Source organism: Flagellimonas baculiformis, from assembly GCF_033441575.1.
GTDB lineage: Bacteria > Bacteroidota > Bacteroidia > Flavobacteriales > Flavobacteriaceae > Flagellimonas > Flagellimonas baculiformis.
The window spans coordinates 89335-103865 of record NZ_JAUZVW010000005.1; the positions used below are offsets into that span (position 1 = coordinate 89335).

16 protein-coding genes are annotated in these 14531 nt (G+C 47.1%); 4 read left to right on the top strand and 12 right to left on the bottom strand.

What is annotated here, in order from left to right:
- Window positions 1-20: 20 nt before the first annotated feature.
- Genes SD450_RS09010 through SD450_RS09020 form a run of 3 tightly spaced genes read right to left on the bottom strand, consistent with a single transcriptional unit; the run spans window position 21 to window position 1647 of the window.
- On the bottom strand, window positions 21-848 hold the full coding sequence (locus tag SD450_RS09010) for a mechanosensitive ion channel family protein (protein WP_318344238.1): 828 nt from the start codon (window positions 846-848) through the stop codon (window positions 21-23).
- 37 nt (window positions 849-885) lie between these two features.
- Window positions 886-1074 (bottom strand): hypothetical protein, encoded by a 189-nt coding sequence (locus SD450_RS09015; RefSeq protein ID WP_318344239.1) that lies wholly within the window; start codon window positions 1072-1074, stop codon window positions 886-888.
- Window positions 1075-1647: an RNA polymerase sigma factor gene (locus SD450_RS09020; protein ID WP_318344240.1), complete on the bottom strand. Its 573-nt coding sequence runs from the start codon at window positions 1645-1647 to the stop codon at window positions 1075-1077. It abuts the gene before it with no gap.
- A 142-nt stretch (window positions 1648-1789) separates the two neighbouring features.
- Between SD450_RS09020 and SD450_RS09025 the strand changes: the two genes are divergently transcribed.
- Entirely contained in the window at window positions 1790-2470 is a 681-nt protein-coding gene (locus tag SD450_RS09025; RefSeq protein ID WP_318344241.1) for a hypothetical protein, read from the top strand.
- A gap of 291 nt (window positions 2471-2761) precedes the next feature.
- Window positions 2762-3121, top strand: coding sequence for a DUF4180 domain-containing protein (locus SD450_RS09030; protein ID WP_318344242.1), 360 nt, complete (start codon window positions 2762-2764; stop codon window positions 3119-3121).
- Window positions 3122-3290: 169 nt separating this feature from the next.
- On the opposite strand, the gene SD450_RS09035 is transcribed toward SD450_RS09030, so the two are convergent.
- Genes SD450_RS09035 through SD450_RS09045 form a run of 3 tightly spaced genes read right to left on the bottom strand, consistent with a single transcriptional unit; the run spans window position 3291 to window position 6274 of the window.
- On the bottom strand, window positions 3291-4439 hold the full coding sequence (locus SD450_RS09035; RefSeq protein WP_318344243.1) for an MFS transporter: 1149 nt from the start codon (window positions 4437-4439) through the stop codon (window positions 3291-3293).
- Between the two features lie 43 nt (window positions 4440-4482).
- Window positions 4483-5751 (bottom strand): kynureninase, encoded by a 1269-nt coding sequence (gene kynU, locus SD450_RS09040; RefSeq protein ID WP_318344244.1) that lies wholly within the window; start codon window positions 5749-5751, stop codon window positions 4483-4485.
- 58 nt (window positions 5752-5809) lie between these two features.
- A complete protein-coding gene (locus SD450_RS09045) occupies window positions 5810-6274 on the bottom strand; it encodes a GNAT family N-acetyltransferase (RefSeq protein ID WP_318344245.1) in 465 nt (154 codons plus the stop codon).
- A 63-nt stretch (window positions 6275-6337) separates the two neighbouring features.
- Here SD450_RS09045 and SD450_RS09050 point away from each other — a divergent pair, with 63 nt between their 5' ends.
- Window positions 6338-6979: an O-methyltransferase gene (locus SD450_RS09050; RefSeq protein ID WP_318344246.1), complete on the top strand. Its 642-nt coding sequence runs from the start codon at window positions 6338-6340 to the stop codon at window positions 6977-6979.
- Here SD450_RS09050 and SD450_RS09055 read toward each other — a convergent pair.
- From SD450_RS09055 to SD450_RS09080, 6 genes are all read right to left on the bottom strand, one after another.
- Window positions 6945-7517, bottom strand: a complete 573-nt coding sequence (locus SD450_RS09055) for a phosphatase PAP2 family protein (RefSeq protein WP_318344247.1) — start codon at window positions 7515-7517, stop codon at window positions 6945-6947. The genes SD450_RS09050 and SD450_RS09055 overlap by 35 nt on opposite strands.
- Before the next feature lie 3 nt (window positions 7518-7520).
- Window positions 7521-7799: a Sec-independent protein translocase subunit TatA/TatB gene (locus tag SD450_RS09060; RefSeq protein WP_318344248.1), complete on the bottom strand. Its 279-nt coding sequence runs from the start codon at window positions 7797-7799 to the stop codon at window positions 7521-7523.
- A gap of 295 nt (window positions 7800-8094) precedes the next feature.
- Window positions 8095-10410: a M1 family metallopeptidase gene (locus SD450_RS09065; RefSeq protein WP_318344249.1), complete on the bottom strand. Its 2316-nt coding sequence runs from the start codon at window positions 10408-10410 to the stop codon at window positions 8095-8097.
- A 60-nt stretch (window positions 10411-10470) separates the two neighbouring features.
- Window positions 10471-10989: a DUF6702 family protein gene (locus tag SD450_RS09070; RefSeq protein ID WP_318344250.1), complete on the bottom strand. Its 519-nt coding sequence runs from the start codon at window positions 10987-10989 to the stop codon at window positions 10471-10473.
- Between the two features lie 333 nt (window positions 10990-11322).
- Entirely contained in the window at window positions 11323-12132 is an 810-nt protein-coding gene (locus tag SD450_RS09075) for a hypothetical protein (RefSeq protein WP_318344251.1), read from the bottom strand.
- Entirely contained in the window at window positions 12129-12869 is a 741-nt protein-coding gene (locus SD450_RS09080; protein ID WP_318344252.1) for a carboxypeptidase-like regulatory domain-containing protein, read from the bottom strand. Before SD450_RS09080 ends, SD450_RS09075 begins: the two co-directional genes overlap by 4 nt.
- 601 nt (window positions 12870-13470) lie before the next feature.
- Between SD450_RS09080 and SD450_RS09085 the strand changes: the two genes are divergently transcribed.
- Window positions 13471-14531: hypothetical protein (locus SD450_RS09085; protein ID WP_404828237.1), on the top strand; the 1061-nt coding region annotated here is incomplete at its 3' end.

A 14531-nucleotide genomic window follows, 5' to 3' on the forward strand; every position in this document is an offset into this window, starting at 1 on the left:
GCTTTGGCACAATGGTCGGTTTAGGAGCGTATCTCCACTTTTTGGGACACCACATCCTTTATCGGGATCACAAACTTGCCCCTTTGGGTGACCAAGGTAAGGCTATTGTTGTCAATGGATTCTATGGTGCCCTCATCGCCCCCGATCACAATGGTGTCGCCTACCGCAAAGGTTTTTCGGGTGTAGAAGGACCGAAGGATGTCCGCAATGATTTCCCTGGAACCGAGTCCCACTCCCAGCGCGAAGGCCAAAAGGAAGGACCCCATGATCATGGTGATGTTGTTGGTGATGATGGTCGTGTCCACCCCCGCTTGGTTGAGTGCGGTAACGGACATAAAGATGACGATGATGTAGAACAACAGGTTGCTCACCAGATTGGACCCGCCAAACTCCAAGGAATCGAACAATCGCTTCACGGTATTCTTGACGAAGTTGCCGATGTAGAACCCGATCATCAACAGGGCAAGGGCACTGAAGAAACGGGGCAGGTAATGCAACAGGTTTCCAATTTCCACTGAAATGATCTGCCAGTTGAGAATATCCGCTGCAACGATCAAAAATACCAAGATCAGGAGCCATTTGACGAATCCCAGGACAATCTTGGCCACATCTATCTTAAAATCACCCCTGTTGTTCAGGCCCATAGTGTTTATCTTATCGTTGAGGAGGTCCACTTTGGCCAATTTCAAGACCCTTCCCAACACGAACAGGGCGATCTTGATGACCAGCCACCCCAAGAGCATGATCACAATGGCCCCGATGATCTTGGGAAATACCATTGCCACTTCCCTTCCCATGGTCGAAAGGGAATCAAAGGTGATGTTCTTCCAATTGTTGATTGTTTCCATAGTTGTTGTTTATTTATATAGTGTAGTTGTTAGGTGTTCAGTTATCTCCCAGGGTCCTGAAGAGTTTGCGCAGGGCGCTTCCCAAATTGATGGAAAACAAAGAGGCCATGTCCATGATCAGCTTTGCGGCCGCTATGTCGTTCATGACCTTCTTTTTCATACCGGGCGGGGCCTCCCTGAGTGAGGCCTCCAGCTCTTTGAACGGATTGTTGTGTTGCGTTGCCATCTATTCCTGGGTATTGTAGATTTCCAATAATCTTTCCTTTGCCCTTTTCAACCGCATTTTCACGGCACTCTCGCCAATGTCCATCAAGTCAACAAGGTCTTTGATGCTGGCCCCATCCTGGTATTTCAACAGCAATAGGGACTTATCCTCGGCAGAGATCATTTCCAGGGCCTTTTTGAGCCTGTCCGCCTTCATTTCGTACAAGCTCTCATCGGGCACATCTTCCGTAAGCTTATATTCGGTCTCTTCGACAAGAACGGATTTATCACGTATTTTCCGTTGCTTGTTCCGATTGATGTAGTTTACACAAAAGTTATACGTAAAAGAATACAGCCAAGTGGAGAACTTGGATTTCCCCTTGAACGTCCGCAATTTAATGAAAAGCTGCAGAAAAACGTCCTGGGTCAAATCCTCGGCTTCGTCATCGGATTTTGCAAATCCATAGCATTTGTTGTACACCATCTTGGCGTAGCGGTCATACAACTTCTCGAACAATAGAGGGTCATTGCTCGCAACAATCTGTTCCACTAATTCCTCATCCGACAGATGGGCATAAAGGTCTTCTGCTTCCAAAAACGTTTTGTCGGGGTTACTTATAACGATTAGAAACAGTTTTCTCAGAAAAGTCACTCCTGGCTCGATTTATTTTTTGGTGTCCCTCAAAAAGGGGCGCAAAAATAGGGGAATTTCAGGTATATTTGGTTAAAAACCAGATATGAAGACTGTTTACCTCGTTGGAATGTGCTCCCTGATCCTTTTGATGGGCTGCAAAACAGAGACCAAAAAAACGGAAGAGACCGCAGCACCTGAAAAAACCGTCCCCGAACTGGTGGCGGATGCGCATGGTTACCAAAATTGGAAATCGGTGAAGGAGATCACCTTTACCTTCAACGTGGACAGGGATTCCATGCACTTTGAGCGCAGCTGGGCCTGGAGACCCAAACTGAACGAAGTGACCGCCATTTCCGGAACGGACACCTTGGTGTACAACAAAGGGAACATGGATTCCATTGCCTACAAGACCAACAGCGGGTTCATCAACGATCGGTACTGGCTGTTGGCACCCTTCAACCTGATGTGGGACTCCAAGAGCTATACGTTTGAGCACTCAGCGGATGCAAAGGCCCCCATCAGTGGGGAGCAGATGCAAAAACTCACCATTGTGTACAAGAACGAGGGCGGCTATACCCCTGGCGATGCCTATGATCTTTATTTCAAGGACGACCATATCATCCGGGAATGGGTCTATCGCAAGTCCAACCAAGAAGAGCCTTCGTTGGCCGCCACTTGGGAGGATTATACTGAGGTAGGCGGGCTGAAACTCGCACAGCAATACAACAGGCCCGAGGGCAACACCAAGCTGTATTTTACGGGCTTGACGGTAAAAAAGGAGTAAGAACACAAGTATGGGGCATTACATCTTTTATACTCCATTTTGAGTATATATCGGTGTTCTTTGCATCCATATAAGCGAATTGTTATCCAATCCGTTGTCGAAATTCAGAAAAGAAAAGTTTAAAGAATAGGAACAAATATGAATTTTTGATCCTCATGATAGTCCCATTCGGTTCTTGCGATCTAAAAAACGGATGTGGATTACAAATGAAAGAACTGATGGAAATATTGATAGCGGACTCTGAACAGCATCAAAAAATTGGCCCAAAATTAATCAATTCAAAAGATTGAAATGAAAATTGAAACCCATACCATAAATAGCATAAAAATAGGCGAAATCATTTCGGACGAAATCATTTTAAAAACACCTGAAGACGGATTGGAAATTTTCGGGAATCTATATTACCAAGGGTTTGACAAAATCATCCTGTACGAGAAAAATATAGTTCCTGGCTTTTTTGATTTAAAAACGAAAATTGCAGGTGAAATACTTCAAAAGTTCGCACAATATGGAATGCCTTTGGCCATTGTTGGGGATTTTTCAAAATTTGAAAGCAAGAGTTTAAATGACTTTATTTTTGAGAGCAACAAAGGGAAACATATCAATTTTACCATATCAAAATCGGAAGCGATAAAAGCTCTGTCAAATTAACCAACATTGATGGAAACATATAGTACATATAGTAAAGAAGAACTGGATGAAGCTAAAGTTGCAATTATTTCCATCATGCACAAATACAAAAAGCATTACCTAAATTAAAGGAAAAGTGTCATTAACAATAGGCAAGGTCTTTTTCACCAAATTGCAAACAAGCAATTTTTCATTTCCGCTTCTTACCGAGAAAAAAAGTGATCCCCATAACCAACAGGGCCATACCCAACAACAGCATAAAGCTATACTTCAACGAAGCACTTTCTGCAATGAACCCCAAAATGACGGGCCCCAGCAAAAAACCAATATAACCCGACCCTGCAATGAAGGCAACCCCTTGGGAAGAGTCCACTCCTTTTACATTCCCGCCTATCCGGAACAATTCGGGAACAATGACCGAAAACCCAAGACCATTAAAAGCAAAACCAATGATGGACAATGTGGTGTGCTGTGTGAGTACCAACAAATAGCCCAAAGCGGCGATAAAGGCACCTAACCCCACAATTTTAATAGGACCAATTTTAGCGCTGATCCCATCACCAAGAAATCGGCCCAACGTCATGGTCGTGGAAAACGCCAAGAACCCTGCACCGATCAGCATTTCGGGGGCCATGGTCATTTCTTTAAGGTAAAGCCCGCTCCAGTCGATGATGGCACCTTCGCTACCGAAAGAAACAAAACCTATGATGCCCAACAGCAGCAAAGGCTTAAAAAGTTTGAGGCTAAATGGCTCCTTTTCCACAGGAGCGGCAACAATGTGGATGTAGTGTTTTCTAAAATAGAGATTGAGGATAAACACCAACACCACCGTAATGCCCATGTGAAGCACAGGACTACCAATAACAGGGATGAGGAAACTGCCCAACCCCACCAAAATACCACCCAGACTGAAAAAGCCGTGGGCCGCCGACATGAAATTTTGTTTGTCCTCTTTTTCAATCTCCGTGACCAAGGTGTTTATAGCAATATCGATAAAACCATTGCCCGCGCCAAATAGGTACAGTGCTGCCATCAACAAGTAATAATTGGGGGCCATGAGCGGCAGCATGGCGGTAGCAGTGACCCCTACGACACCAAACCACGAAGCCCTGCCCACTCCAATTTTGTTGATGAGCTTGGATGCCACTGGAATAATGGTGAACACGCCGAGGGACAGACAAAACAGTGCAATGCCCAGATCTGCCTTATCGATGCCCAACTTCTCTTTTACGGTGGGAATATATATGGCCCAGGTACCAAACCAAATATTGATACTGGTAAAAACCCATGCCGTTCCAAAATACCTTGGGTTGGACAGAATCAATTTGAGGGACTTCATAAGGTTGAGCGGTTGGTTGGGTTCATATAAAGAGTGGTCAATGCTATTTGTTCTGTATGCCTTGTTTCAAGATCTGTCCAAAGCGGTACATATCTTCATACGAGCAATAGAAGGGGGCCGGAGCCAAGCGTATCACATTGGGTTCCCGCCAATCGGTGATCACCCCTTGCTCCATCAAATACTCAAACAGCGCCCTACCCTCACCGTGCAAAAACACGGAGAGCTGGCAGCCCCGCTCCGCTGGGGTGATGATCTCAAAAGTGCTGTCCACCTGTTTGTCTATCTCATGGAGAATAAATTCCAGATAGGCCACAATGGTCCGTTGTTTTTCGATCAAGGCATCTATCCCCACCTCATCGAACAGTTCCAAAGAGGCCAAATAAGGGGCCAATGAAAGGATAGGCGGATTGCTCAACTGCCAGGCATCGGCAGAAGCAATGGGGTCGAACTCGGGCTTCATCAAGAAACGGGTCTCTTTTTTGTTCCCCCACCATCCCTCAAAACGAGGGATATCTTCCTTTTCCAAATGTCGTTCATGGACAAAAATACCCGAGGCATTCCCAGGACCGCTGTTCATGTATTTGTAGCTGCACCAAGCGGCAAAGTCTGCGCCCCAATCGTGCAGCTGTAGCTTCACGTTTCCTACGGCATGGGCCAAATCCCAGCCCACCAAGGCCCCAACGGCTTTTCCAGCTGCGGTGATGGCCTGCATGTCCAGCACTTGCCCGTTATAATAATTCACCCCGCCCATCAGCACCAAGGCAAGCTCATCGCCCACCTCATTGATCTTTGCAATGATGTCCTCCGTTCGCCAAGCATGTTCCCCTTCCCTTTTTTTCACCTCAACGATGGCTTCCTTTGGGTCCCATCCGTGAAAACGGGCCTGGCTTTGCAACATGTACTGGTCCGACGGAAAAGCCTTTTCCTCACAGAGGATCTTGAACCGCTTTGCGGTTGGTCTGTAGAAAGAAACCATCAAAAGGTGCAGGTTCACGGTGAGGGTGTTCATCACCGAAATTTCTTTGGGCTGTGCGCCCACCACTTTCGCCAATCCTTCCGCCAATCGCTCATGATAGTCCCACCACGGTTTTTCGGCATAAAAATGCCCCTCCACGGCCAGTTCCCTCCAATCCTTCATCACCTCGTCCACATACGCTTGGGTGCGCTTGGGCTGCAAACCGAGGGAATTTCCGGTGAAATAGATGACATCCCGGCCATTCACCTGCGGATAGTGGAACTCTTGTCTGTATTTGGATAGCGTATCGGCAGCGTCGAGCTGTTGTGCAAATTCCAGTGTGTTTTGGAATGTCATGTGCTTTTGGTTTGCTTCAAAAATACGATTTGTGGAATTAAATCCCGCCCCCAGAAAATCACTCCAACCGCATTTCGATGATATGCTTTTTAAACCCTGCTTTTTCATAGGCCCTGATGGCTGGAAGGTTATCGCTGTACACGGTCAACCGTATTTCCTTGAACCCTTTTTGTTCCGACCACTGCTTCAGTTCATCCACAATTTTGGCGTTGATGCCCAAACCACGATATTCCGGATCGGTGTACATGAACCCCAAGTAGGCATACCACTCGTGGTCCAAGTAATGTCTTGCTTTCTTGGGGATGGCATAGCCGGATGCCACGAGCTTTCCGTCAGCTTCGGCCACAACTACATAGGCATTCGCATCTTCCACCATCTGCCCTAGGTCATAATAGCTTACCGGACCTTCTTTGATGGTGACATCGAAGGGGCGTTCCGCCTTGATGATCTCCTGTTCAAATTGCAGCAAGGTGGGCAGGTCTTCCCTTTCGGCTTTTCTTATCTGTATTGTTTTTGACATCATTTTCCAAATTCGTGAATCCATATCGAATGTACTTCTTTTCCCTATTTTTGCGAAAACTTGACCATGCATTTCCTCTCCCCTTTGTTGGAAAGTTATATTGCCGACCATTCGGAACCGGAACCCGAACTGTTGCGGGAACTGACCCGCGAAACCCACCTGAAAGTGGTACAGCCCCGGATGATCACGGGACATTTTCAGGGAAGGGTACTCAGTATGCTGTCCAAGATCATCGCCCCGAAATACATTTTGGAAATCGGGACCTACACGGGATATTCAGCTCTCTGCTTGGCCGAAGGATTGCAAAAAGGAGGGCAATTGCACACTATTGAGGTGAACGAAGAACTCCACCAGATCCAGCGTAACTATTTTGATCGGAGTGGGTATGGTTCACAGATCATCCAGCATACGGGCGATGCGCTGAGCGTGGTGCCACAGTTGGAACAGACCTTTGATTTGGTCTTCATTGATGCGCAGAAAGTAAACTACGATGCCTATTTTGAGGCTGTGATCCAAAAAACAAGGCCGGGCAGTGTTATTCTATCCGACAATGTGTTATGGTCCGGCAAAGTGGTGGAACCCCTTGAAAAATCCGATAAGGCCACGGCCGCCCTTCTGGCCTATAACCAAAAACTCAAGGATGACCCAAGGGTGGAAACGGTACTATTGCCCATCAGGGATGGACTGACATTGAGCCGGGTGCTATAAAACGCCTGTAAATCCAATGGAACAAGACGCCTGACAAGATGCCCACGACCATTCCCACAATGATGTCAATGGGAAAATGGACACCGACGTAGATGCGGCTCATGGCAAAAAGCAGGGGCCAAATGAAGAAAAGGATGGCCCATTTCAATTTTGTCCGCAAAAAAAGGTACACCAACATGGTGATGGAAAAGGAACTGGAGGCGTGCCCTGAGAAAAAACTGTAGTCGGTCGGGCTTTTCAGTATGCGGATCAGGGTATTGATCTCTTCGGTGTTGTTGGGCCGCAATCGCGCCACAGAAATTTTGGTCCAATGGGTGATGGCGGTCACGAAGATGACCAATCCTAGAACCGTCAGGAGTTTGTAATGAGCTTCCTTTTTGGGGAATTTCACATATAGTAGCACCACAAAAAGAACAAAAAGGGGAATCCATGTGGCAATATGGGTCACAGTGGACCAAAAACCATCATATCTTTCAATGCCCAAACTATTGAGATAGATAAATGTATCCCGATCCCATTGGAGCAATTTTTCAAGCATGGATTATTTGGTGCTTCTTTTTACCGAGCCTGTGACTTCATCCACATTTTTCTTCACCTCGTTGAGTTCATTGCGGATCTCTTTGGTAAAATCCGTATCGATGCCCTGTTTTTCGGCACTTTTTTGGATTTCCCGTTTGATGTCATCGGTAGCATCCCGCAATTGTCGCATCCCTTTGCCAAGTCCCTTGGCGATACCGGGAATCTTATCGGCACCAAAGACCATCACCACTATAAATAGGATGAAAAAAATCTCTGCGCCGCTTATGAATAGAAAATACATACAACAAATATAATCAGAACTTGGCAGGAAAATAAAAAAGCCCCGTGAAATCACGGGGCTCTTCTTAGTTAAATATTTCTAATCCGTTGTTGTTTTGGGATCTTCTTATGCCAAACCTGTCAATTCGAGTGAAATTCCAGAGGAATTTTGTATCGAGAAATCAAAGATTCAGCGAAGCTAATCTGTTTTGGACTTGAAATTCTGGTTCTCGACCTGCCTGCCGCCAGGCAGGTACAATTTTTCTATCGAAAAACCACTCGAACTGACAAATTTCAGTCAAAATCCACAACGGTTTTTATTTTTCTCCTTTGATACTGTCCTTGAACTTATCAAAGTCCGATTTTTCATCCTTCTGTGGCCAAGCGTTGTTGGTGGTATCGATATCGGCGGTTTCCAATTTGGGATCGACCACAATACCTACCAATTCCTTCTGTGAAGAAATGACCCTTTTGACCTCGGCATCGTTCTTTCTCCAGATTTCTGGCGGATAGGTCACATTTTCCTTGCTGCCATCGGCATAGGTATATTCCACGATCAATGGCATGGGAACTCCTCCCGGCTTGTCAAAAGTGATCTCATAGAAATATTTGGGCTCCTTCACCTGTGACCTTTCGGCCTCGGTCATGTTGTCCATCATAAATTCCTTGAGGTTTTGCGAAGTCTCCGTTGGGGATTTTCCTTTGAGCTCCGGCATGTAGTCCTCACTGTCCTCTTCCGCCAAATATACCAATGGGGGAAGGTCGGCCTCGGTAAGGTTCCTATCGGCCATGTACTTCTCCATTTCCTTGGTGGGCTTGTTGCTCACGTAGTATTTTTTGACTCCCTTGACCCCTATGTCCACATAATCGGTGGTGTAGAACCAAGCTCTCCAGAACCAATCCAAATCCACGGCGGATGCATCTTCCATGGTACGGAAGAAATCCTCAGGAGTTGGGTGCTTGAACATCCAACGCTGTGCGTAGGTCTTGAAGGCATGATCGAACAGTTCCTTGCCCATAACCGTCTCCCTCAAGATGTTCAATGCGGTAGCTGGTTTGGCATAGGCATTCGGGCCCAACTGGTACACGTTCTCCGGGTTGGACATAATGGGTGAGATATACTTCTGGTCGCCGCTCATGTAGGGCACAATGGCAGCTGGTTCACCTCTTTGTGATGGGTATTTTCCGTTCGGGGCGATAATGTCCGGATAGGTCTTTCCAAATTCCTGCTCTGCCAAGTATTGCATAAAGGTATCCAATCCTTCGTCCATCCATCCCCACTGACGCTCATCGGAGTTGACGATCATCGGGAAGAAGTTGTGTCCCACCTCGTGGATGATCACACTGATCATACCGTATTTGACCCTATCGGAATAGGTGCCGTCCTCATTGGGGCGTCCGTAGTTCCAACAGATCATGGGATATTCCATCCCCTGGTTCTTGGCATGTACGGAGATGGCTTTGTGGTAGGGGTAATCAAACGTATGCTTTGAGTAAGTCTGCAAGGTCTGCACCACAGCCTTGGTGGACATGTCTTCCCAAAGTGGGTTTCCTTCCTTGGGGTACATGGAAACGGCCATAACATCCTTTCCGCCTATTTTGACGGCCTGCATGTCCCAAATGAACTTTCTGGAAGAGGCAAACGCATAGTCCCTGACATTGGTCGCCTTGAATTTCCAAGTTTTCTTGTCCGTGGCGAAACCTTTTTCCAAGGCTTCCACTTCTTCTTGGGTCACAATGATCACCGGCTTGTCATAGGACTTGGTGGCTTCTTTGTAACGCTTCATCATTTCTTTGGAGAACACTTCCTCCCTGTTCTGCAATACCCCGGTTCCATCCAAAATGTGGTCTGCGGGCACGGTGATGCTCACATCGTAGTTTCCAAAAGGTAGGGCAAACTCGCCGCTTCCCCAAAACTGATGGTTTTGCCATCCTTCCACATCGCTATAGACCGCCATTCTTGGGAAGAACTGTGCGATCACATAGGCACGGTTACCATCCTTGGGGAAGTACTCGTATCCGGAACGGGCCCTGTTTACGGTATGATCGGGAATATTGTACCACCACTTGATGGAAAAGGAAATCTTCTCCCCGCTTTTTAGGGCCTGGGGAATGTTTACCCGCATCATCGTCTGGTTGATGGTGTAGGACAAAGGTTTGCCGCTGGCATCCTTCACCCACTCTATGTTGAAACCACCATCAAAGGGCTCTGTCATATAGGTTTCGGCAAAATTGCCCGCGGTATAGGCGATGTTCACGCCGTTACCGTCCCTTAATGGCGACTTGGAATCCTTGGCACGCACGTTTTGGTCCAACTGCACCCAAAGGAACTCCAGGTTGTCCGGTGAATTGTTGTGGTAGGTGATGGTTTCCTCACCATATAGTTTGGCATTCTTGTCGTCCAGTTCCACGTTCATTACATAATCCGCCTGCTGTTGGTAGTAGTCGGGGCCTGGGGCGCCCGAAGCTGAGCGATAGGTATTGGGAGTGGAGAACTCCTCGTACAATTGTTTGAACCTACTTTGGTTGTAGTGTCCGGGCTCCCGCTCCTTTTTGGCCTCTCCCTCCTGTGCCATCGCCACGGCACCGATAAGAAAAAGTAGGGAAGCTACGTAGTGTTTGATTCTGTTCATTTTCAATTTGATTTTATAAGGGTGAAAAATAACGCATTTTAACCGAATGTTAAGGATGCGTTATAAGTTTAACATTCCTTTACTGTCGCTCTTTATCAGGACAAAGCTCTTTTTGTTCCCGTTCCATTTCACATGGACTACGTTCTTCTGTTCATCGAAGAGATCGGTGAGCACTTCGTTCTGCACGCTCATGGTCTTGATGTCCGACAATTGCACGTTGGGAATTTCAAGATAACAGATGATCACATCGGTATCGTATCGTTTTCCCAAAAAATTGTAATGGGCGGGTTCACCATTGAACATTACGGCAAACTTGGCCCTGAAATACTTTTCAATATAGGCATCGGCTACCTTGGCTTCGTCCGGGGTGGCCAATTTGGCCTTGATGCCGTAGCGTTCCAACAGAACGGCATCCAGATCGTCTATAAAGACACGCGAGGTGATCTGGAACGCACCATCGTCCTCGGCATAGGCCACATTGGTGACGCTCACGTAAAATTTATGTGCAGCGGTGAAGGACAATAAAAGAACCATGGCCAAAGGCAGCATCAACATTCTTGCAATTTTCCGCTTCATCATGGTATATCTGACGTTAATTTAAGGGCAATGTTACAGTTTTATGGGGTTATCTGCAATTAGTTTGCCAAAACATCTTTTTCTGTCAAGTTATAGGGTTACTGAGTTATTGGGTTACTGGGTTATTGGGTTACTGGGTTATTGGGTTATTGGAATTTGATGCTCGATGCTTGATGCTCGAAGTCAGTTTTGGGTTAAAGGTGAAGAGTAAATGACTAAGGGTTAAAGGTTTATAGTTTATAGTTTATAGTCTATCCTCTATTTTCCATATTCTCAGTTCTTGAACTTGAAACTTGAACCTGAACTTGGCACTTTCCGACTCCCGACTCCCAACCTTCAATCCAAATTATTGTTCTTGCGGTAGGCGCGGCTCTTCTTCATCATAAAATCCAATATCTTCAATTTGTCCTGTGTGTCAACGGTTTCCTGAAACACTTCGTCCACCTCGCAGAAATACATAAAATCATCCACTTTTTCCATGGGGATCTTCAAGGTGGTCACAAACAGGGAATCCACATAAAAATCCTGTACTCGTTGGGTCCTGGCGTAAGTATTGTCCACTTTCACCCGGTTCTTCAACATTTTGGTGCGTCCCGTGATGGCATTGATGATGGGATTGAGCGACATTCCGCCCCCTGCCCCGCCCAGGCCGCCTCCTGCCGTCATGGTCATGGACGATGCTTCCCGAAGCAGCCGTTCACTTTGGGTCAATGGCTTCACGCCAGCGTTGGGCAATCCCAAGGCAGATGCGCTCACATCCTTTTCCAGGGTCAGTTTGCCCAGATCCTGGCTCAGGTCCCCGGAAAGATTGTAGGGCCGTACCACCACTTCCTTGAGTTCGTTGACGAATTCTTCCATGGGCACTTCCACAAAACTGGTCCTGTACAGCACTTCGGTGACGGGCACTATTTTTCGCTGGAAATGGACCGCCGAGAAGACCAGCGTGTCGCCCAATTGCACATGGATGGCAAAATTTCCGTCCATATCGGTGATCACCGCCTGTTCCGAGCTGATGTTCTGTACCACCACGCCCACCACATCCTTATCGGTACTGGTGACCCTTCCGTTCAACGTTCTGGTGGTCCCATCTTGGGCAGTGGCAAAAAAGGCCGTGAAGCACAGCAACGGAAGAAAAAAATGTCTCATTCCTCATTGATGGTTTCCAGATAGGCCTTGCTCTGTGTCACCAGAAAATCGATCAGTTGGAACTCGTTCTCTTTTTTGAGCAGGGTCTGGGAAGGGATCTTGTCATCGCAATACAGCAAAAAGGCATCGATTTTGTCCTGTGGCAGTTTCAGGTCCACCACAAAAAACTCATCGTCATACACATGCCGGAGCACCTCGCTCACTTTGAGCGGTTCCCGTTCCTGCCCGTCCACTTCGCGGGATTTGAAAAGGGCCTTGAAGATGTTCACAAAATTGAGTCCGTCCTGCATACCGCGCACGGTCTGCGATTCCGCAACGTTCACCACCTCGGTGCTCCTGTCCACTTCGTAATCGAACTGCTTGAAATCCTCGTTCTTCACCCGAAGAAAGCCCTCTTGGTTCTCGGGCGTCACCACCACTTCGTCCAGTTCGGTCACCTTTTCCGTCACCTCCACCACCAAACGGTTGTTCTGCAAGATCTCCGGGGTGATCTTTACCACTCGCAATTGATAGTTCACGGCGGTGAACACCACTTGGTCATCCACTTTAACCGCAATGACAAACTCCCCATCATCGTTGGTGATGGTGGCCTCGCCCGAAGTGGAGTTGATCACGTTCTCATTGGGCACATTGGTGTTTCGGTACAGCACCTTCCCGCGGAGCAATTGACGATCTTGCTGTGCCAGCGACACAGTGGAGATGAATAGAGTGAAGACGGCCAAAAAGATGTTTTTCATGGTTTGTTTTTTAGAATGATGCCTCAAGGGCCTAAACGGATGCTTTTCATCAAAGGTACGGTAAAATGAGTCGTCCAAAAATGGCCGGCCACGCTTTGCAATAACACCCCTTAGCACAAGTTAAAGAAAACCTATGAAGCCCATATAAAAAAGTAAAGGGGTTCTAAACTTTTGTTAATTCTATGGGTCCGGCGGCAGATTGCACTAGGCGGTACGCAGTTTGGCGGTATTGGTTTATGGTTTCTTGTTTCAGTTTTTCTCCATGCACTCTTCCCTCAAATGTCCATTCCAAACCCACAACAGACACCCCTAAAGTCCCCTACCTCCGTCAGGCAGGCCTCAAGGGGACAGTTGCTCCTGCCTGCCGAAATATAGGTGAGCGTTGTCTGGTTTATGTTTTATTGGATTTTGGCACTTGGGTTTTGAATTTTCATCCTTATGTCTTAGCCTGCAAACCCCAAACATGAAACCCACATCTCCCAACCCGCAACCAATATCCCGTTCACCCTTGAACTTCGCATTTGGACGGGAAATGTCAAAAAAATGCCTCCATAAGGTTAGTTTTGTGGATTACGTTAGGAAAACCTCAAATACTGACACTGTGAAAACGTACTTTAGCCATGTGGTCATTGCCCTACTGATGATCAACGCCCTGACCGCCCAGGTCAAGATCGGCGACAATCCCGAAACTCTGAACCCTGCTTCCGTGCTGGAACTGGAAAGTTCTTCGCGCGTGCTCGTGATCACGCGGGTGAGCGATGCGCAGATGAACCTCATCAATCCTTTGCGCGGGGCCCTGGTCTATAATACCGACCACGACTGTCTGCATTACTATACCGGAACGGAGTGGGTGAACATCTGCGAAGCGCTGGACAACTCCTTTACGGTGAGCACTCGGGCGGATTACTTAAGGCCACTCAATCCCGAGGCAAAAGATAGCACGGTGGTAATCACTCAAGTAGACAATAATTATAACTTCGAAGTAGGAATAATTAAAGGAGCAAATATTGCTCGATCTGCAATTAATGGTGAGAAAATTCAGAATGGGTCCGTAGGCAGTCAGGACTTGGCACCTCAATCCGTAGGACTGACCCATTTGCAGAATGGGGGTGCCGATGGCGACCTTTTCCAATGGAACGGTACTGTTTGGGAACTGATCAATGAAGCGGATATCAATATTACCGAAACGGATGGCATCATTGGAAATGAAGTGTTGAATGCCACGGTAGGCGGTTCGCTTGTCAGATCGGGAGGAGGAACGGATACCGACCCCTATACTTTGGATGTAAGTGATGGCGGGATTGGCAATGCGGAATTGGCCACAAATGCTGTTGACATCACCAAAATGGCCAACAATTCAGTAGGTACCGCCCAACTTGTTGATGATAGTGTGACAGCTGATAAAATAAATGTTGATGTGGCGGGAACAGGACTTGTCCAAAACGGAACGACAGGAGCACTTGAGGTAAATAATAACACTATCTTTCCTGATTGGGCCAATATAACTAATATTCCCGCTGGGTTTGATGACAATATTGATAATGACACCCAACTAACCGAGGCACAGGTAGCCACCGCCGTCAATAACCAGTTTCCCAACCTCGACACCGATTTCAACGATGACTTTGATGGTGCGTGGGGAAACCTCACTGGGGTTCCCGC

Coding starts and splice junctions, on each gene's coding strand:
- SD450_RS09050 (WP_318344246.1), top strand. CDS start 6,338: ATGCATTTCCTCTCCCCTTTGTTGGAAAGTTATATTGCCGACCATTCG.
- SD450_RS09070 (WP_318344250.1), bottom strand. CDS start 10,989: ATGATGAAGCGGAAAATTGCAAGAATGTTGATGCTGCCTTTGGCCATG.
- SD450_RS09015 (WP_318344239.1), bottom strand. CDS start 1,074: ATGGCAACGCAACACAACAATCCGTTCAAAGAGCTGGAGGCCTCACTC.
- SD450_RS09025 (WP_318344241.1), top strand. CDS start 1,790: ATGAAGACTGTTTACCTCGTTGGAATGTGCTCCCTGATCCTTTTGATG.
- SD450_RS09065 (WP_318344249.1), bottom strand. CDS start 10,410: ATGAACAGAATCAAACACTACGTAGCTTCCCTACTTTTTCTTATCGGT.
- SD450_RS09075 (WP_318344251.1), bottom strand. CDS start 12,132: ATGAGACATTTTTTTCTTCCGTTGCTGTGCTTCACGGCCTTTTTTGCC.
- kynU (WP_318344244.1), bottom strand. CDS start 5,751: ATGACATTCCAAAACACACTGGAATTTGCACAACAGCTCGACGCTGCC.
- SD450_RS09055 (WP_318344247.1), bottom strand. CDS start 7,517: ATGCTTGAAAAATTGCTCCAATGGGATCGGGATACATTTATCTATCTC.
- SD450_RS09080 (WP_318344252.1), bottom strand. CDS start 12,869: ATGAAAAACATCTTTTTGGCCGTCTTCACTCTATTCATCTCCACTGTG.
- SD450_RS09045 (WP_318344245.1), bottom strand. CDS start 6,274: ATGATGTCAAAAACAATACAGATAAGAAAAGCCGAAAGGGAAGACCTG.
- SD450_RS09010 (WP_318344238.1), bottom strand. CDS start 848: ATGGAAACAATCAACAATTGGAAGAACATCACCTTTGATTCCCTTTCG.
- SD450_RS09060 (WP_318344248.1), bottom strand. CDS start 7,799: ATGTATTTTCTATTCATAAGCGGCGCAGAGATTTTTTTCATCCTATTT.
- SD450_RS09035 (WP_318344243.1), bottom strand. CDS start 4,439: ATGAAGTCCCTCAAATTGATTCTGTCCAACCCAAGGTATTTTGGAACG.
- SD450_RS09030 (WP_318344242.1), top strand. CDS start 2,762: ATGAAAATTGAAACCCATACCATAAATAGCATAAAAATAGGCGAAATC.